At 68.1% G+C, this 18463-nt stretch carries 20 protein-coding genes; 13 read left to right on the forward strand and 7 right to left on the reverse strand.

Features of this window, described 5'->3' with window-relative positions; genetic code table 11:
• The first annotated feature begins 40 nt into the window (after window positions 1-40).
• Window positions 41-187 (forward strand): hypothetical protein, encoded by a 147-nt coding sequence (locus tag S2M10_RS00505; RefSeq protein WP_168844357.1) that lies wholly within the window; start codon window positions 41-43, stop codon window positions 185-187.
• Here the strand turns inward: S2M10_RS00505 and S2M10_RS00510 are convergent.
• From S2M10_RS00510 to S2M10_RS00520, 3 genes are all read right to left on the reverse strand, one after another.
• Window positions 171-821, reverse strand: a complete 651-nt coding sequence (locus S2M10_RS00510; RefSeq protein WP_168844358.1) for a TIGR02466 family protein — start codon at window positions 819-821, stop codon at window positions 171-173. The genes S2M10_RS00505 and S2M10_RS00510 overlap by 17 nt on opposite strands.
• A 25-nt stretch (window positions 822-846) precedes the next feature.
• Window positions 847-1506, reverse strand: coding sequence for a PEPxxWA-CTERM sorting domain-containing protein (locus tag S2M10_RS00515; protein WP_168844359.1), 660 nt, complete (start codon window positions 1504-1506; stop codon window positions 847-849).
• 240 nt (window positions 1507-1746) lie between these two features.
• Window positions 1747-2991 (reverse strand): threonine ammonia-lyase, encoded by a 1245-nt coding sequence (locus S2M10_RS00520; protein WP_168844360.1) that lies wholly within the window; start codon window positions 2989-2991, stop codon window positions 1747-1749.
• A gap of 57 nt (window positions 2992-3048) precedes the next feature.
• Between S2M10_RS00520 and S2M10_RS00525 the strand changes: the two genes are divergently transcribed.
• Both S2M10_RS00525 and S2M10_RS00530 read left to right on the forward strand, forming a co-directional pair.
• Window positions 3049-4707 (forward strand): amidohydrolase, encoded by a 1659-nt coding sequence (locus S2M10_RS00525; RefSeq protein WP_168844424.1) that lies wholly within the window; start codon window positions 3049-3051, stop codon window positions 4705-4707.
• A gap of 4 nt (window positions 4708-4711) precedes the next feature.
• Window positions 4712-5359, forward strand: a complete 648-nt coding sequence (locus tag S2M10_RS00530; RefSeq protein WP_168844361.1) for an HPP family protein — start codon at window positions 4712-4714, stop codon at window positions 5357-5359.
• Between the two features lie 105 nt (window positions 5360-5464).
• On the opposite strand, the gene S2M10_RS00535 is transcribed toward S2M10_RS00530, so the two are convergent.
• The 3 genes from S2M10_RS00535 to S2M10_RS00545 all read right to left on the reverse strand — a co-directional run bounded on the left by S2M10_RS00535 (window position 5465) and on the right by S2M10_RS00545 (window position 8285).
• Window positions 5465-6172, reverse strand: coding sequence for a response regulator transcription factor CtrA (locus S2M10_RS00535; RefSeq protein WP_168844362.1), 708 nt, complete (start codon window positions 6170-6172; stop codon window positions 5465-5467).
• Window positions 6173-6306: 134 nt separating this feature from the next.
• On the reverse strand, window positions 6307-7377 hold the full coding sequence (locus S2M10_RS00540; protein ID WP_168844363.1) for an AI-2E family transporter: 1071 nt from the start codon (window positions 7375-7377) through the stop codon (window positions 6307-6309).
• Window positions 7374-8285, reverse strand: coding sequence for a LysR family transcriptional regulator (locus S2M10_RS00545; protein WP_168844364.1), 912 nt, complete (start codon window positions 8283-8285; stop codon window positions 7374-7376). Before S2M10_RS00545 ends, S2M10_RS00540 begins: the two co-directional genes overlap by 4 nt.
• Window positions 8286-8398: 113 nt before the next feature.
• Between S2M10_RS00545 and S2M10_RS00550 the strand changes: the two genes are divergently transcribed.
• From S2M10_RS00550 to S2M10_RS00585, 8 genes are all read left to right on the forward strand, one after another.
• Window positions 8399-9097, forward strand: coding sequence for a pirin family protein (locus S2M10_RS00550; RefSeq protein ID WP_168844365.1), 699 nt, complete (start codon window positions 8399-8401; stop codon window positions 9095-9097).
• Between the two features lie 43 nt (window positions 9098-9140).
• Window positions 9141-9743: an NAD(P)H:quinone oxidoreductase gene (gene wrbA, locus S2M10_RS00555; protein WP_168844366.1), complete on the forward strand. Its 603-nt coding sequence runs from the start codon at window positions 9141-9143 to the stop codon at window positions 9741-9743.
• Between the two features lie 203 nt (window positions 9744-9946).
• Complete coding sequence (locus tag S2M10_RS00560) at window positions 9947-10606, forward strand: RNA pseudouridine synthase (protein ID WP_168844367.1); 660 nt, start codon at window positions 9947-9949, stop codon at window positions 10604-10606.
• Window positions 10599-11000, forward strand: coding sequence for an alternative ribosome rescue aminoacyl-tRNA hydrolase ArfB (gene arfB / locus S2M10_RS00565; protein ID WP_168844368.1), 402 nt, complete (start codon window positions 10599-10601; stop codon window positions 10998-11000). Before S2M10_RS00560 ends, arfB begins: the two co-directional genes overlap by 8 nt.
• A 39-nt stretch (window positions 11001-11039) precedes the next feature.
• Window positions 11040-11525 (forward strand): GAF domain-containing protein, encoded by a 486-nt coding sequence (locus S2M10_RS00570; RefSeq protein WP_168844425.1) that lies wholly within the window; start codon window positions 11040-11042, stop codon window positions 11523-11525.
• Window positions 11526-11649: 124 nt separating this feature from the next.
• Window positions 11650-14412: a cyanophycin synthetase gene (gene cphA / locus S2M10_RS00575; RefSeq protein WP_168844369.1), complete on the forward strand. Its 2763-nt coding sequence runs from the start codon at window positions 11650-11652 to the stop codon at window positions 14410-14412.
• A complete protein-coding gene (locus tag S2M10_RS00580; protein WP_168844370.1) occupies window positions 14405-15301 on the forward strand; it encodes an isoaspartyl peptidase/L-asparaginase family protein in 897 nt (298 codons plus the stop codon). Before cphA ends, S2M10_RS00580 begins: the two co-directional genes overlap by 8 nt.
• The gene (locus S2M10_RS00585; RefSeq protein ID WP_168844371.1) at window positions 15294-16094 is read left to right on the forward strand and encodes a cyanophycinase; all 801 of its coding nucleotides are present in this window, start codon (window positions 15294-15296) and stop codon (window positions 16092-16094) included. The genes S2M10_RS00580 and S2M10_RS00585 overlap by 8 nt, the downstream gene beginning before the upstream one ends.
• Window positions 16095-16103: 9 nt before the next feature.
• On the opposite strand, the gene S2M10_RS00590 is transcribed toward S2M10_RS00585, so the two are convergent.
• Complete coding sequence (locus tag S2M10_RS00590) at window positions 16104-16703, reverse strand: alpha/beta hydrolase (RefSeq protein WP_168844372.1); 600 nt, start codon at window positions 16701-16703, stop codon at window positions 16104-16106.
• A 242-nt stretch (window positions 16704-16945) separates the two neighbouring features.
• Here S2M10_RS00590 and S2M10_RS00595 point away from each other — a divergent pair, with 242 nt between their 5' ends.
• Both S2M10_RS00595 and S2M10_RS00600 read left to right on the forward strand, forming a co-directional pair.
• Window positions 16946-17974 (forward strand): DUF4118 domain-containing protein, encoded by a 1029-nt coding sequence (locus S2M10_RS00595; RefSeq protein WP_168844426.1) that lies wholly within the window; start codon window positions 16946-16948, stop codon window positions 17972-17974.
• Window positions 17975-18041: 67 nt separating this feature from the next.
• A complete protein-coding gene (locus S2M10_RS00600; RefSeq protein WP_168844373.1) occupies window positions 18042-18455 on the forward strand; it encodes a hypothetical protein in 414 nt (137 codons plus the stop codon).
• Window positions 18456-18463 lie beyond the last annotated feature (8 nt).

Genomic DNA, 18463 nt, shown 5'->3' on the forward strand with positions numbered 1-18463 from the left:
TAATGGACTGTGGATCCTGTGTTGTTTGAGGAGTCCGTCCATGGCCATTTCGCGTTGTCTGTTGATCGGTGCCGCGCTCGGCACCTGCGCGGCGTTCGTTGCGCACGCCACTGCCCCGCATTCCGCCAAGCCCGTGCGAGCCGTCATGCAGGTCGCGTCGCTCGAAAGCGTTACCAGCGATAGTTGAAGCTGACGCTGATCCGCTTGTCCTTGGCCGCGCCCGGCGGCACTTCGTGGCGCAGCCAGCTTTCCCAGAGCAGCACCGTGCCGACGTCCGGCACCACTTCGATGAAGGGCTGGAGCGATTCCGGCGCGTCGGGCCGCCGCGTCGGCGCGGCCATCATCATCGCGAGTCGCGGATCCTCGAGCTTGAGCCCGCGCGCGCCCGGCGGCAGCGCCACATAGAGCGTGCCCGATACGACGCTGTGCGGATGGATGTGCGCGCCGTGGCCACCCTTCCCGTCGAGCACGTTGACCCACAAGCTGTCGAGCTTGAGCTTGCGCCCGGCAAGATCGAACGCGCAGGCCTCGGCGAACTTCGCCACATGCTTGTCCAGCAGGCGCTTGAGATCGGCGAAGGCCGGATCGCGGATCGGCAGGTCGTTCAGCGAGGCATAGCTGGTGTAGCCGCGATAGTGGTTCTCGCGGCACCAGCGGCGGCCGGCGCTGTCGTCCTCGGCCAGTTGCAGACACGAGGCTTCGAGATCGGCGAGGAGGGCGGCGTCGCCCAGCGGCTGCTGGTAGAGCAGGGTGGAGAATAGCGTGCGCACCGGCGCGCTATCGCGGGAACGGGGCGCCGACGCAATGCCTCGGCACCCCATCCGATAATCCGGTCGGGCGAATGTCTCAGGCGGCCAGGCGGCGCGTGACCTGTCCGCGACGGCGCAGCACACCGCCCACCATGCCGAAGCCAAGGATCATCAGGCCCCAGGTCGCGGGTTCTGGGACCGCGGACAGCGACACATTGGCCACTTCGTTGCCGTACGACGCCCGGCCGCGGGTCGCGATCGCCTGGAACGCGATCGGCGTCAGGCCGCCCTCAGCAACGAAGCTGAACGACTGGCCGGTCCAGCTGCCCAGGCTGCCGGTCAGCGGCGCGGCATTGAGAAGCGTGTTGCCCGCCAGCACGTTGAGCTTCTGCTCACCCCCGCCCACGCGGCCGCCGTACAGGAAGCTGAGGACGTAGCGCTGACCCGCGACCAGATTGACGTTCTGGTAGACATAGCCGAAGTTGTTGGCGTTGACTTCGAGGTTCTGACCGCTCGGCGTGACCGACGGGAGACCGTAGATTTTGGACGCGCCGATTTCGACGCCGGCACCGTTGCCGCTGATCCAGCTGCCGACCGCCTTCTGGATTACATAGCTGCCGCGCGTGCTGGTGCTGGAGAAATCGCCGTTGACGATCAGATTGGTCGCCGCGCTCGCCGAGCCCGCCATGCCACATGCGACCAGCGCCGCCGCCGCCAACATCGTCTTACGACCGGCCGAATACATCCGGATCTTCATGCAAACCTCCGCTAAATGCCCATGGCGTCTTCGTTGCCGAACAATTAGGCGGACGACATCCAGAAGAGAACGCATTCCTATGGTTAACAAAAGCGCGTTTGCTCTGTTTCAGAACAGATAACGGTAAACAAAGCACTGCCACTATTGATTAGTGAATATGGTTAACTGCGCCGCCTTGACTTGCAAGCCGCACGCACATGCCGGCATCGCATCCGGGATGATCAGGTCGCGGCGAGGCGTTCAGGCGGATTCGACCATGCTCACTTCATATTGCGCGCGGCGCAGCGCGGTGATCAGCCGATCGAGATGGTTGCGGTCGCGGGTCTCGCACTCGATGTCGGTCACCAGGCCCTTGGCGGGCAGCGAGGTGAACACGCGCTGGTGATAGACCTCGATGATGTTGACGCCCTGCTCGTGGAAGATCCGCGCGACATGGAACAGCGCGCCCGGACGATCCTGCAGCCGGATGCGCAGGCGCGCGAGCCGGCCCGAACGGGCGAGGTCGCGCAGCAGCACGTTCGCCAGCAGGCGCGTGTCGATATTGCCGCCGCACAGGATGGTGCCGACGGTCTTGCCCTTGAAGCGCTCGGGCTCGGACAGCAGCGCGGCAAGGCCCGCGGCCCCTGCCCCTTCTACCACCGTCTTCTCGATCTGGAGCAGCAGGCTCACCGCCTCCTCCAGCCGCCGCTCGCCGACCAGGATGATATCGTCGACCAGCGCCTCGACGATGCTGGCGGTGACGTTGCCGGGGTACTTGACCGCGATACCCTCGGCGAGCGTGTCGCCCGCGCAGGGCATCTCGGTATGGTGCACGCGGTTGTACATCGACGGGTAGAGCTCGGCCTGGACGCCCAGCACCTCGATCGGCCGGTCCTGCGCCTTGGCGACCACCGACGCCCCCGAGATCAGCCCGCCGCCGCCGATCGGCACGACCAACGTGTCGATGCCGGGCACATCCTCGAGCAGTTCCAGCGTCGCCGTGCCCTGGCCGGCGATCACGCGGGGATCGTCGAACGGGTGGATGAAGGTGAAGCCGCGCTCCGCCTCCAGCTCGCGCGAATGCTGGTAGGCGGCGTCGAAGGTTTCGCCGTGGAGCACGACATTGGCGCCGTGCCCTTCGGTCTGGGTGACCTTCACGATCGGCGTGTTCTTGGGCATCACGATCGTGCTGGGGATGCCCAGCCGCGTCGCGTGATAGGCGAGTCCCTGCGCATGGTTGCCCGCCGAAGCGGCGATCACGCCCTTGGACCGCGCTTCCGCATCCAGTTGCAGCAGCGTGTTGAGCGCGCCGCGTTCCTTATAGGCGGCGGTGAACTGGAGATTCTCGAACTTGAGGTACACGTTCGCGCCGGTCAGCTGCGAGAGCGTGCGGCTGTGCAGCGTCGGCGTGCGCACCACCGCGCCCGAAATGCGCGTCGCCGCCGCCCGGACATCGTCGATGGACACGGGGAGCGAGGCGGGAGCGGATGCTGCTTTGGTAGCCATAGCCTTCCCGCCTAGACCATCTGGCGCGCGGGGGGAACAGGCCCTATGCCCGCATCCATGTTCATCCGCCTCAAGCGGCTCGCCGCCGCCGCCACTGCCCTTCTGCTTGCACCCGCCGCCCAGGCCGATGGAATCGTTGACAATGTCAACGGCATCACGCTCGACGCCAAGGGCGCGGTCGTACGCTTCGAGGCGCTGCAGATCGATCCTTATGGCAAGGTCGTCGCGCTCTATGCCAAGGGCCAGAAGCGGCGGAAGAAAATGGTCTGGCGGCTCGATCTGAAGGGCGCGACGATCGTGCCGGGCATGATCGATGCGCACGGCCATTTCATGGGCCTCGGCTTCCAGCAGCTGCAGCTCGATCTCTCGGCCACCACCAGCCTCGACGACGCGCTGGCCCGGATCGGCGACTATGCGGGCAAGAGCCGGACGAAATGGGTGCTCGGCCGCGGCTGGAACCAGGAAGCCTGGAAGCTCGGCCGCTTCCCCACCGCCGCCGATCTCGATCGCGCGGTGAACGATCGGCCGGTGTGGCTGGAGCGGGTGGACGGCCATGCCGGCTGGGCGAACAGCAAGGCGCTCGAACTCGCCGGCATCACCGCCGCAACCAAGGACCCCGCCGGCGGCCGGATCGAACGCGACGCCAGCGGCAAGCCCAGCGGCGTGCTGGTCGACGCTGCGACCGACCTGATCGCCAAGGTCGTGCCGCAGCCGACCCCGCGCGAGCGCAACGCGGCCTTCCTGGCGGCGCAGCAGAAATTGCTCTCGCTCGGCATCACCGCGACGGCCGACATGGGCACGACCGTCGACGACTGGGAGACGATGCGCGGCATGGCCGATATCGGCCAGCTGTTCATCCGGATCATGAGCTATGCGCACGGCGTCGACACCGCGCTGCGCGTGGCGGGTGCGGGCCCGACGCCGTGGCTCTATGGCGATCGGCTGCGGATGGGCGGCATCAAGCTCTATGCGGACGGCGCGCTTGGCTCGCGCGGCGCGTGGCTCAAGGCCGAGTACAGCGATGCGCCGGGCAACAAGGGGCTGGGCTTCCTCACCGACGACCAGCTGCTCAACCTGATGGCGCGCGGCGCGATGGACCATTTCCAGCTTGCCGTCCACGCGATCGGCGACCGCGCCAACCAGCAGGTCCTCGACGCGATCGAGATCCTGTCCGAGACCTACAAGGACGATCGCCGCTGGCGGATCGAGCATGCCCAGATCATCGACCCCAAGGACCTGCCGCGCTTCGCCAAGCTGGGCGCGATCGCCTCGATGCAGCCGGTGCACCAGACCAGCGACCGGACCATGGCGGAGGCACGGCTGGGGGCGGACCGGCTGGCGGGTGCCTATGCCTGGCGGACGATGCTGCGCGACGGGACGCGGATCGCCTTCGGTTCGGACTATCCGGTGGAGAGCCCCGACCCCTGGGCCGGCTGGGCGGCGAGCTTCACCCGGCAGGACGCACAGGGCAACCCGCCAGGCGGGTGGCGGCCCGAGGAGAAACTCACCCGCGAGGAGGGCTGGGCCGGCTTCACCATCGGCGCGGCCTATGCCGGGTTCGCCGAGGACAAGATCGGGCGGCTGGCGCCGGGGCTGTGGGCCGACTTCCTGATCCTCGATCGCGACCCGCTGACCGCCTCGCCCGCCGAGTTGCGCGCGACCAAGGTGGTCGAGACCTGGGTAGGCGGACGCCGCGCCTGGGGCGCGAAGCCCTAAGCGCATGTTCCGGCTGGTGATGGCCGGCGCGCAGTGGCGCGACCGGATCGGCGCGGCGCTGGGCGGCGCGATCGGCATCGGGCTGACGGCGTGGGTGACGGCGCTGGCGGGGCTCGACTCGACGACAGCGATCCTCCTCGCAGCGCCGATCGGCGCTTCGGCGGTGCTGGTGTTCGCGGTGCCGTCCAGCCCGCTGGCGCAGCCCTGGCGGGTGATCGGCGGGAATATCGTTTCCGCACTGGTGGGGCTGGTTGTCGCGCAGTGGCTGGGCCATGGCGCGCTAGCCGCGGGGATTGCGGTGGGATTGGCGATCCTCGTCATGTCGCTGACCCGCAGCCTCCACCCGCCGGGCGGCGGCACCGCGCTGCTGCCGGTGCTGGCACCTGCCGTGATGGCGCAGGGGCTGGGGTTCGTCCTGCTGCCGATCGGGGTCAATGCCGTGCTGCTGACGCTGTGCGGGCTGCTGGTCCACCTCGTGACCGGCCACAGCTACCCGCACCGCGTGCAACCTGCCCCGCCCGCGCCGGGGCTGCTGCCGGAGGACATCGACGCGGCGCTGGCGGAGGCTGGCGAGGCGTTCGACGTCAGCCGCGAGGATCTGCTGGCGTTGCTGGCGCGCGCCGAACACCATGCAGCGGCGCGACGCGGCTAAAGCCTCCCCAACCCCTCCCCTGACGGGAGGGGCTCGAATAGCAACGAAGAGGCCGCCGCCACCCGGAGGTGACGACGGCCCTGCCCCTGCGTGATCTCGGGAAAATCAGGCGACCTGGGTATCCGCCTGGATCGCCTCGTCCGGCTCGCGCAGCACATAGCCGCGGCCCCAGACGGTCTCGATATAATTGTCGCCTTCGCAGGCCATGCTCAGCTTCTTGCGCAGCTTGCAGATGAACACGTCGATGATCTTGAGCTCGGGCTCGTCCATGCCGCCATAGAGATGGTTGAGGAACATCTCCTTGGTCAGCGTGGTGCCCTTGCGGAGCGAGAGCAGCTCCAGCATCGCATATTCCTTGCCGGTCAGGTGGACGCGGGCGCCGTCGACCTCGACGGTCTTGGCATCCAGGTTCACCGCCAGCTTGCCGGTGCGGATGACCGACTGCGAATGGCCCTTGGAGCGGCGCACCACGGCGTGGATGCGGGCGACCAGCTCTTCGCGGTGGAACGGCTTGGTGACGTAATCGTCCGCGCCGAAGCCGAACGAGCGCACCTTCGAATCCATCTCGCTGATGCCCGAGAGGATCAGCACCGGAGTCTGCACCCGCGCGGTGCGGACCTTCTTCAGCACGTCATAGCCGTGCATGTCCGGCAGGTTCAGGTCGAGCAGGATGATGTCGTAGTCATACAGCTTGGCGAGATCCAGGCCTTCCTCGCCGAGGTCGGTCGTGTAGACGTTGAACCCTTCGCCCGAAAGGATCAGTTCGATCGCCTTGGCTGTGCTAGGCTCGTCTTCGATCAGCAGCACGCGCATTGCCGGTTCCCCTGTCCACACCACACGGCGGAGCCCCGATGCCCGACGCGCTGGACGCTTCATTAACCTAAGCGTCAATGAAGCCGAAAGGTTAATTTCTCGTAAGTCGGGAGGTTCCGCAAGCCCCGTGGAATCTACGCATCGGATACGCCCTGATCCGGGGAATCCTGGGGCCTTAGCGCGATGTCTTCACCCAGAACCTCACGCAGATACAGGCTTCGCACCAGCGTGAAGATCACCACCAGCAAGGCGGCGGAAAAGAACAGCCCGAACAGCCCGAAGACGAAGCCGATGCCGATGATCGCGAACAGCGTCACCGCGGGCGGGATCGCGATCACTCGGCTCTGCACGAAAGGCGTCAGGAAATTGGTCTGGACGATTCGCACGCCGGCGAAAACGAGCAGGCAGCCGATCAGCGCGCCCGATCCGCCCGTGGCGGCGAGGCCTAGCGCGGGCAGCATCGCCGCGGCAGGGCCGACATAGGGAATGAACTCGCTCAGCCCCGCCAGCAAGCCCAGCGCGGCGGGGGACGGCACGCCAGCGATCCACAGGCCCAGGCCCACCAGCAATCCCATGCTGGTCATCAGAATGAGCTGGGTGCGCAGCCATAGCCGCAGCGTGGTGCCGACGTCCGCCAGCGCATCGGCGACCGCGTCGCGCTGGTTCCCTCGCGGAACGAGCAGCAGCAGCCCGCGCAAATAGACGCCCGGATCGGCGGCCATGAACAGCGCCCCCACCAGCAGCAGCAGCGCGTTGAGAAACAGCTCGAACGAGCCGAGCGCGAAGCCGCTCGCGTCGCGCGCCACGCGCGATCCGGCGAACGCCGCCTCGCCCGCGTCGTAGAGCTTGGCCGCCATAGGGCTTTCCTGCGCCCATGCCTTCAGCCGCACCACCAGCTGCGGGATCGAACGGACCAGCGCTTCCACCTGCGGACCGAACTGCACGGCGAACAGCCAGACGAGGAAGCCGATCGCCGCGAGCACGGTGAGCATCGCGCTCACCACCGACCAGCGCTTCGGCACGCCGAGCTGGACGTAGCGATCGGCGATTGCACGGATCACCACCGCCCCCAGCACCGCGCCGAAGGTGAGGATCAGCAGATCGGCGGCACGCACCAGCGCCACCACCACCGCGCCGACGGTGAGCAGAATCAGGACGCGGCGGATGAACCGCGCATCGGCATCATCGGGAACAAGGCGTTTCACGCTGCCCGAACGCAGATGCTGCGCAACCGCTCCGTGAGGAACGCGATCAGCGCCTCCACCCGCACCGGTCGGCGCGATCCCGGCGGCGTGACGAGGTGCAGCCCCACCGATCCGGCAACCCAGTCGGTCAGCACGGCTTCCAGCCGGCCGGCGGCAAGTTCCGCATCGACCAGGAAGCCCGGCAGTCGCGCCACACCCAGCCCCGCGCACAAAGCCGGCAGCATCGCCTCGCCATTGTCGGTGCGCAGCGGCCCCTCGACGCGCACCGCCGCTTCCTCGCCCCCGGCCTTCTTGAAGCGCCAGACGCCCGGCGTCGCGGTGTTGGTGTAGATGAAGCAGGCATGGCGGGCGAGTTCGGCCGGATGCTGGGGGCGTCCGGCGCGCTCGAAATAGCCGGGGGCCGCGACGACATGGATGTTGACCGGCCCCAGCCTGCGCGCGCGCAAGGAGCTGTCCGGCAGCTCGGCAATGCGGATCGCGACGTCGATTCCTTCCCCGACGATGTCGACAAAGGAGTCCGAAAGCGTGAGTTCCACCTTGATCTGCGGATGCGCGATCATGAACTCGGCGATCAGGCCGGAGAGATGCCGCGACCCGAAGGTCAGCGGCGCCGCGAGCCGCACCACGCCCGAGGGCGAACTCGCGCTCTCGAAGGCCGCTTCCTCCGCCGACTGGCCGTCCTCCAGAATGCGCTGGGCGTGCTCGGCAAGCTGCTGGCCACTGTCGGTAAGGGTCAGCCGGCGCGAGGTACGGTGGAACAAAGCGGTGCCCAGCCGCTCTTCCAGCCGGGTGATCGCCTTGGACACGGTCGCTTTGGAGACGCCCAGCGCGAGCGCCGCACCGCTGAACGAGCGATGCTCGACCACGCTGGCAAACACCGCCCAGGCCTCGAAATCCGGTAGCTTCATCCCCGCCCCTCCTGCTCGGCCAAAGCCATATCACGAAACGATTGGTTTCCAACGTTTCCGTTTACGCAGTGATGCGGATGCCTATCTTGGCGGCAACAGATGGGAGATCAGCGATGATCGACAAACGCAGTTTCGAAAGCCTGGGCGGTGCCGATCACGGCTGGCTCAAGGCCAAGCATCACTTCAGTTTCGCCGACTATCACGACCCGTCCCGCATGGGCTGGGGCGCGCTTCGGGTGTGGAACGACGACGAGATCGCCCCCAATTCGGGCTTCCCGCCGCACCCGCATCAGAACATGGAAATCATCACCTATGTCCGCTCGGGCGCGATCACGCACCAGGACTCGATGGGCAACAAGGGCCGCACCGAGGCAGGCGACGTGCAGGTGATGAGCGCCGGCAGCGGCGTGCGCCACGCGGAATATAATCTCGAGCCGGAGACGACCCGGATCTTCCAGATCTGGATCCTGCCGCGCGAGGCCGGCGGCCAGCCGAGCTGGGGCGCCAAGCCCTTCCCCAAGGGTGATCGCTCGGGCCGTTTTGTCACGCTGGCGTCCGGCTTCGCCGAGGACAGGGATGCGCTGCCGATCCGTGCCAACGCCCGGGTGCTGGGCGCAACGCTGAAGGCGGGCGAGAGTGTCACCCACAGCGTCGGCGATGGCCGCCACGCCTATCTCGTCCCGGCGGTGGGTGCGGTCACCGTTGACGGCGACGCGGTGAACGCCCGCGACGGCGCGGCGCTTTCCGGCGGCCGGACCGTTACCATCACCGCCGTTCAAGACGCCGAGATCGTTCTCGTCGATTCCGAATAACCGGGGCCCGTCCCCTCGCCCATTCGACTAGGGAGTTTTCGCCATGACCAAGATCCTCGTTCTCTATTATTCCTCCTATGGCCACCTCGCGAAGATGGCCGACGCGGTAGCCGAGGGCGCGCGCAGCGCCGGTGCGGACGTAGACGTCCGCCGCGTCGCGGAAACCGCACCCGCCGAAGTGGCACAGGCCGCCGGCTTCCGTGTCGACGACAGCCACCCGCTGTTCGACGATCCCAACCAACTGGCGCAGTATGACGGCATCATCGTCGGCGCGCCGACCCGCTTCGGCCGCATGGCCAGCCAGATGGCGGCGTTCTGGGACAAGGCCGGCGGCGTGTGGTTCCAGGGCCAGCTGAACGGCAAGGTCGGCGGCGCCTTCACCTCCACCGCCTCGCAGCATGGCGGCCAGGAGACCACCTTGTTCTCGATCCTCACCAACCTGCTGCACTTCGGCATGACCATCGTCGGCCTCGACTATGGTTTCCAGGGCCAGATGGGCGTCGACGAAGTGAAGGGCGGGACGCCCTACGGCGCCAGCACCATCGCCGATGGCGACGGCAGCCGCCTGCCGAGCGATGTCGAGCTGGAAGGCGCCCGCTACCAGGGCCGCCGCATTGCGGAAACTGCCGCCAAGCTGAAGGCGTAATCCCTGGATATCCTCCCCCGGAGGGGGAGGGGGACCGCCGCCAAAGGCGGTGGTGGAGGGGTGTCCCCGCTGCGGTTCGCGTACCAGGCCGCAGCCGAGGACACCCCTCCGTCAGCCCTTCGGGCTGCCACCTCCCCTTGCAGGGGAGGATTTTGTGAGTTCCCCGGACTCGCGCTGCGGCAGAACCCCGCTATATCCCGGCGATGTTCAAGGACCGGGTACTCTTCATCGACGGCGAAGCGCTGATCATCGACAAGCCGGCGGGCCTGCCCGTCGATCGGCCGCGCGACCGCAGCGAGAGCCTGGAGGATATGCTCGACCAGCTGACCTTCGGCTTCGAGCGCCTGCCCGTCCCCGTCCACCGGCTCGACCGCGACACCAGCGGCTGCCTGCTGCTCGCGCGCAACCCCAAGGCGATGAAGCGCTTCGGTCAGGCCTTCGAGGCCGGGCAGGTCACCAAACGCTATGTCGCGATCCTCGACGGCGTGCCCGAGACGGAGAGCGGCGAGATCGACCTTCCGCTGGGCAAGATCTCCAGCATTGAGGAAGGCTGGCGGATGACGCATGATCCCAAGGGCAAATCCGCACGCACCCGCTGGAAACGGATGGAGGTGCACGATGGCCGCGCGCTCGTCGCCTTCTATCCCGAGACCGGCCGCACCCACCAGATTCGCGTCCATGCGCTGGAAGGCATCGGCATCCCCATCGTCGGCGACCCCGTCTATGGCCGCGGCGGCCCGGCGATGATGCTCCACGCCCAGTCGATCACCGTGCCGCGCCCGGGCAAACCCGACGTGCACGGCGACGCGCCGCTGCCCGCGCGCTTCCACCATATCGGCTTCGGCCGCCCGGCCAATGGCTGAGATCCCCGACGCGGCGATCCTCGAGGAGAAGTTCCTCGCCGCGACGGGACCCGGCGGGCAGAACGTCAACAAGGTGGCGACCGCGGTGCAGCTGCGGGTCGACGTGTTCCGGCTGGGGCTTTCGCCCTATGCCTATGAGCGGCTGAAGGAACTCGCCGGCACGCGCATGACCTCGGCGGGCGAGCTGCTGATCACCGCGCGCCAATATCGCACCCAGGACGCCAACCGCACCGATGCGCGCCAGCGCCTGTCCGACCTGATCGACAAGGCGCACGAACGCCAGGCCAAGCGGATCAAGACCAAGCCGAGCAAGGCCGCCAAGGCCCGGCGGGTGGACGCGAAGAAGGGCCGTTCGGTAGTGAAGGCCGGTCGCGGCAAGGTCGGCTTCGACTGACCCCTCGCGCCCTGCCCCGTGATCTCCTACATCGCCGGCATGTACAGCTTCGACATCACCGCCGAAACCAAGGCCGAGCTCTATCGCGATCTCGCCGCCGCGCTCGATTCGCTGACCGCCGACGAGCCCGATCCGATCGCCAACATGGCGAACGTCTCCGCGCTGATCGGCCAGTATCTGCCCGATCTCAACTGGGCCGGCTTCTACCGCAACGTGGCGGACGAGCTGGTGCTCGGACCCTTCCAGGGCAAGGCGGCGTGCATCCGCATCCCGTTCGGCAAGGGCGTGTGCGGCGCCGCCGCCGCAACGCGCGAAACGCAGTTGGTGGAAGACGTTCACGCCTTTCCCGGCCATATCGCCTGCGATGCCGCGAGCCGCTCCGAACTGGTCGTGCCGATCGTGCACCAGGGCGCGCTGCTGGGCGTGCTCGATCTCGACAGCCCGGTGCCCGCACGGTTCGACGCCGGCGACGCGGCCGGGTGCGAAGCGCTGATGCGGATCCTCGCGCCCCGTATCGCGGGCTGAAAACACAGCTGCTGGAAGGTCCTATGTCAAATAGTTGATCCGCATCAGTCGGGGAACGCGGGGAAAACTGGGCCGTTGGAGCGGCTCAGGCGCTGGTTCCCGGTGCCCCTTCTTGAGGTCAACTATGACAGCGTTGGTGCAGCCGGCCGATTTCGCGCGCCCGGCTTCGGCATACGGCATGCGGGTGCTCGAACGGAGCATCTATCGCGGGCCCCACCTCTACAGCACCCGCCCGATGATCCGTATCCAGGTCGACCTGCGCGATCTGGAGCAATGGCCGAGCGACAAGCTGCCGGGCTTCACCGACGCGCTGCTCGCGCTTCTCCCCGGCCTCGCTATGCATGGCTGCAGCTATCAGCGCCCCGGCGGCTTCGTCGAGCGGCTGCGCGAGGGTACCTGGCTGGGGCACATCGTCGAGCATGTCGCGCTGGAGCTGCAGTCGCTCGCGGGATCGCGTGTCACGCGCGGCAAGACGCGCTCGGTGAAGGACCGGCCCGGCGTGTACAACATCCTCTACACCTATCGCGACGAGACGCTGGCGCTCGCCGCAGGCCTTGCCGCGATCCGGCTGGTCGCCGATCTGCTGCCCGAGCCCTTGCGCAAGGTGGAGGGGCTGCAGCTGCTCGGCGTGCCCTCGCTCGACGCGCCGCAGGACGTGCGCGCGATCATCGCCGCGCTGCAGGCGCTGCTGAAGGCAAACGCGCTCGGCCCCACCACCCGCGCGCTGGTCGAGGCGGCGGAGCGGCGCGGCATTCCCGTCACCCGCCTCAACGAGCAGAGCCTGATCCAGTTCGGCCAGGGCAGCCGCCAGAAGCGCATTCGTGCGAGTATCACCGGCGACACCGCGCAGATCGCGGTCGACATCGCCGGCAACAAGGCGATGACCAAGCAGCTGCTCGGCGAGGCAGGGCTGCCGGTGCCGCGCGGCGTGGTCGTGCGCCGGGTGGAGGAAGCGATCGCAGAGGCCAAGCGGCTGCGCTGGCCGGTGGTGATCAAGCCGCTGGACGGGAACCATGGCCGCGGCGTCACCACCGGCATCGCCGACGAGGATGCGGTGCGTGTCGCCTTTGACCTCGCGCTCCAGCATGGCCGCCGCGTCATCGTCGAGCAGCAGGTGCCGGGGAACGACCATCGCATCCTGGTCGTCAACGGCAAGGTCGTCGCGGTCGCCGAGCGGGTGCCGGCGCAGGTGATCGGCGACGGCTTCCACTCGATCGCGCAGTTGATCGACGATCTCAACCAGGACCCCCGCCGGGGCGTCGGGCATGAGAAGGTGCTGACCCGCATCGTCATCGACGACGCGATGCTGGCGCTGCTGGAGAAGACCGATCGCACCCCCGCCACCATCCCGATGGCCGGCGAGATCGTGGTGCTGCGCGACACCGCCAATCTCTCCACCGGCGGCACCGCCGTGGATCGAACCGACGTGATCCACCCCGCCAACCGCGCGATCGCCGAGCAGGCGGCGGCGGTGGTCGGGCTTGACGTCTGCGGGATCGACTTCCTCTCGCCCGACATTCGCCGCCCGGTGCGCGAGACCGGGGGCGGGATCGTCGAGGTCAATGCGGCTCCCGGCTTCCGCATGCATCTGGAGCCGTCCAGCGGTACCCCGCGCGATGTCGCCGCGCCGGTCATCGACATGCTCTACCCGCGCGGCAGCCGCAGCCGGATACCGATCTTCGCGATCACCGGCACCAACGGCAAGTCGACCACCGCGCGGATGGTCTCCCGCATCCTGCAGCAGGCAGGCAGGAATGTCGGGATGACCTCGACGAGCGGCATCTATTTCAACGGCCATCTGATGGTTGAGGCCGATGCCAGCGGGCCGAAAAGCGCACGCACCGTGCTGCGCAACGCTAAGGTCGATGTGGCGGTGCTGGAGACCGCGCGCGGTGGCATCCTGCGCGAGGGGCTGGGCTTCGACGGCGCCGATGTCGGCGCGGTGCTCAACGTCACCGCCGATCATCTCGGGCTGAAGGGCATCGACACGGTCGAGGACCTTGCCAAGGTGAAGGGCGTGGTAGTCGAGAGCGTCGCGCGGCGCGGGCATTCGGTGCTCAACGCCGATGATCCGATGTGCCATCGCATCGCCCGGCATGCGCGCGGCACGCTCGTGTGGTTCTCGTTGGGCGGCGGGCCTGATCTCTCGGACCATCTGCGCCGCCACATCGCCGAGGGCGGCATGGCGGTGGTGCGCGAGCCCGGCAGCTATGGCGGCTGCATCGTGCTGCACCGCGGCAGGGAACGCATCGAAGTGATGGCGGCCGCCGACATCCCCGCTACGCTGGGGGGCATCGCCGATTTCAACATCGCCAATGCCCTCGCCGCGGTGGCGATGTGCGCGGCGCAGCGGGTGCCGATCGAGGCGATCCGCGACGGGCTCAGCGCCTTCAGCATCTCGTTCGAGGATTCGCCGGGCCGGCTCAACATCCATGACGCGCATGGCCGCCGCCACATCCTCGACTATGCGCACAACCCCGCCGGGCTGCAGGCGCTGGGTCAGGTGATCGATCGCATGCGCGGGCGCTACAACCGCGTGATCGGGATGGTCAGCATCCCCGGTGACCGGCGCGACTGCGACATCGTCGAGATGGGCCAACTCTCCGGCGCGATCTTCGACGAGATCGTGTTCCGCGAGGCCCCCGACGGCCGCGGTCGCCCCCGCGGCGAGACCAACGGGCTGATGTCCGAAGGTGCGATGGCGGCAGGCATGCGGCCCGAGCAGGTCCACCGGATCGTCGACGAAATGGAAGCGGTGGACATGGTGCTGCAGCTGGGGCGCCCCGGCGACCTGCTGGTGCTGATGCCCAGCGCGATCCAGGCGGTCTGGGACCGGATTCTCGCCTTTCAGCCCGAGCCGGCGGCGCGGGAGAAGCTCCATGCCTGACGCGATACGCTGGGCGATCCTCGTTCATGGCGGGGCCAAGACGATCGACCCGGCGCTCCACGACCGCAATCGTGCCGGGTGCGCCGCCGCCGCCGAAGCCGGTGCAGCGGTACTGCGCGCGGGCGGCGGCGCGGTGCTGGCGGCGGAAGTGGCGGTACGAGTGCTGGAGGACGATCCCGTCTTCAACGCCGGCTTCGGCTCCGTCCTCACCAGCGACGGCACCGTCGAGATGGACGCGGCGATGATGGAGGGCACCGGGCTGAGGATCGGCGGCGTGGCCGGCGTGCGGCGGGTGCGCAATCCGGTCAGCGTTGCCCGTGCCATGCTCCCGGCGCGCCCGGTACTGCTCGCGGGCAAAGGTGCGGAGCGGTTCGCAGCGGACAACGGCATCACGCTTGTTGCCCCCGAGACGATGTTGTCGCCCGAAGCGCTGGCTTCGGAGAACAGCAAGGCGCACGATACCGTCGGCTGCGTGGCGATCGACACCACCGGGGCGATCGCCGCGGCGACCTCGACCGGCGGACTGCCCGGCAAGCATCCCGGCCGGATCGGCGATTCGCCCGTGCCAGGCGCGGGCCTCTATGCCGATGACACGCTGGGCGGCTGCGCCTTTTCGGGCGATGGCGAAGCGATCCTGCGCACGCTGCTCGCGAGCCAGGTGATGCACGCGCTGGAGCGCGGCGGCTCGGCCACCGAAGCAGCGGCGCACGCGATCGCCCGGCTCGGCCGGGTTGGGGGCGAGGCCGGCGCGATCGTGATCGAGCGGTCCGGCGCCTTCGGCATTGCCCACAACAGCGACCATTTCGCGCTGGCACTGCATGCCGCCGGGCTCGATGCCCCGTGCGCGGGCGTCCACCGCGACGAACTCAAGGAACATCTGCATGGCTGATCACGGCGGTCCTCTCATCATCATCGGCGGGCACGAGGACAAGGAGGGCGACAAGACCATCCTGAAGGAGGTCGCGCGACGCGTGAAGGACGGCAAGCTCGTCATCGCCACCGTCGCCAGCCACCAGCCCGACGGCTATTTCGACGCCTATCAAAAGGCTTTCGGCGCGCTGGGCATCGACAACCTTGTCGAGCTCTACGTCCATGAGCGCGGCGAAACCTTGGCAGAGGAAACCCTCGGGGTGTTCGAAGGCGCCGCCGGCATCTTCTTCACCGGCGGCGACCAGCTGCGCATCTCCAGCCAGATCGGCGACACCCCGGTCGAGCGAATGGTGCGCGACATTCACGCGCGCGGCGGCGTGGTGGCGGGCACCTCCGCCGGCGCCTCGGTGATGAGCGCGACGATGCTGGTGAAGGGCTCCAGCGCCGAATCCCACCGCATCGGCGACCTCCACATGGCACCCGGCCTGGGGCTGGTGCGGGACGTGATCATCGACCAGCATTTCGCGGAGCGCGGCCGGATCGGCCGCCTGCTCGGCGCGGTGGCGCAGAACCCGCGCGTGCTCGGCATCGGCATCGACGAGGATACTGCTATCGTGCTGGAGGGCAGCTGCTTCCGGGTGATCGGTGCCGGCGCCGTCACCATCGTCGACGGATCGGGCGTCACCCGCTCGAACATCGCCGAGGCGAGCCCGGAGCGAACGCTATCGATGCACGACGTCCGCCTGCACGTCCTGAGCCACGGCGATGCGTTCGACCTCGAACAACGTCGCCCGATTTCCGGCAGGGACTGACCGCGCCGTTCAGTCCTGCTCGGGGACCAGCACCGCGGCGAGCGCGTCCGCGGCCTGGACGCGACGCTCGACGATCGTCGCGGTCATTCGCAGCACGAGCTCGCGCGCGCCCTGCCAATGGCTGCCGCTGCGCCGGGCGTGCGGGAGCTGGGGCATCCCGCCCAGCGCGCTGCCCCAGCCGGTGGCGAGCGCCTTCACCCGCTCCGCCACGGCGGTGTCGGGCGTCTCACCGCTGAGCAGCAGCGAGGGGAAGGGCAGCTCTATCTTCGGCGAGGCGAAATGCGCGGCATCGTCCTCCCCTGCCATCGGATCGATCAGCAGCGCCCCCGCTACCCTGGCGATATAGTCGCGGGGCGACAGCCGTGCCCACCATGTGGCGGCAAAGCAGCTTGCGCCATTTGCCACCAGCAGCACCGGCCGCTCCGCATGAAGGATCGCCGAATCGAGCTTCGCCGCCCACAGGCTGCGCTGGCGGGGCGTTTCGTGCGAATAGTCCAGATGCGCGTCGGTCCGCAGCGGCGCCCCGAACAGCGCCGAGAGCGCGCGTGCCGGGCCAGTGCCGGTGCTGATCACCGAGAAGCGATCCAAGGAGGTCGTCACGAGCGTCATGGCGAATCTTCCCGTGTACAAGTCGATGGAGGCTATATCTGCATGGCGGGCCTGGCAATGCTTGGCGAGCGGCCGACATCGCAACCGGCGCACCCTTCGGCGCGATGCCGGCCCGCAGTCCGCCGCAAATATGCCGAGAGCCGCTTGCGTCTGCATTGTTTCTGACCGATGAAGAAAGCTGCCCGGACGTTCCCCCCGAAGAACGGCCCGTGTTCAGGGCGGGGCCGGGGCAACGGGTGGCAATGCATTCCTTTCATCCTACGCTGGAACATCTCCCGCTGCTGGCGGGGCGGAGGACCCTGGCCTATGCGATCACGCTGGTTTTTTGCGTGGTGGCATGGTGGCTGCGGCTGGTACTGGATCCCTATTTCCCGCCGGGCTTCCCCTATCTGACCTTCTTCCCCGCAGTGATCCTCGCGTCGTTCCTGTTCGGGCGAGGTCCGGGGATCGTTGCTGCCCTGCTGTGCGGCCTTCTCGCCTGGTACTTCTTCATTCCGCCGGTCCATAGCTTCTCGATGGGGCGTGGAACCGGTGTCGCCCTGTTCTTCTATGCCGGCGTGGTTACCGTGGACATCCTGCTCGTCCACTGGATGCAGGTCGCCAACGCGCGGCTGGCTGCCGAACGGGCGCGCAGCGACGCGCTCGCCGCCAGGACCGAGATCCTGTTCGAGGAACTGCAACACCGGGTTTCGAACAATCTGCAGATGGTGGGTGCGATGCTGGCACTGCAGCGCCGCGCGGTGGCCGATGGCGAGGCGAAGCGCGCGATCGGAGAAGCGGCAAGCAGGCTGCAGTTGATCGGCCGCATCCAGCGTCGGCTATATGGCAGTCGCGGGGAGCCGCTGGCGCTCGATGCCTTCCTGACCGCACTTGTCGAGGATCTGGCGGAGAGCGCCGGCCGGCCGGGCATTCGGCACATCGTGGAGGCGCACACCGCCGTGCTGCTGCCCCCCGACCGCGCCATTCCGCTGGCACTGATCGTCGCCGAGGCGATCGCCAACGCGATCGAGCACGGGTTCGCCGATCGTGATACGGGCACGATCCTGCTCCAGGTCTGCGCCCAGGCGGCGCATGTCTCGCTGACGATTCATGACGACGGTGTCGGCGTGGCAGAGGGATTTGACGTCGCGACCGTCGACAGCCTCGGCCTGCGGATCGCCCGCAGCCTGTGCCATGGTCTCGGCGCCGAATTGCGCATCCTTCCCGGCCATCCCGGCACGCGCGTGGAGCTGTCCAACATTCCGATCGCGCCGACAGCTCCCGTGCTCTGACCGCGATCAATGCCGCTGGCGCGGCGGAGGTCCATCCTGTAGGCTCATCCAGAGGAGGGCGGCGATCATGGAACAGCGTTCTGGCACCCCGATGGCGACGCGGCTCGGCTTCAAGCCCGGCATGCGGGTGTGGTTCCATGACATGCCGCAGGCGGTACGCGACGCGATCGCTCCCGAGCGCGCCGCGCTGGAAGAACTGGGATGCGCCACCGACGGCGTGCAGGCCGTGCATCTGTTCACTTCGCGGCGCGATCATCTGGAACGCGAACTGGGCGCGCTGCGCGGGCTGCTCGCGCGCAACGGGTTCTGCTGGGTTTCGTGGCCCGAACAGGCGGAAACATCCGAACTGGCGGGCGGCACGGTTGCCGATATCGCCGCCGCCCATGGCTGGGAGGAGCGCGATCGCTGCACCTTCCAGGGCTGGTCCGGCGTGAAGCTCACGCCCTGCGGGCCGCTTCACCCGGACCAAGGCGCGGTCTAACCACCGCT

The organism is Sphingomonas sp. S2M10 (genome assembly GCF_012650175.1).
In the GTDB taxonomy this organism is placed as follows: Bacteria; Pseudomonadota; Alphaproteobacteria; order Sphingomonadales; family Sphingomonadaceae; genus Sphingomonas.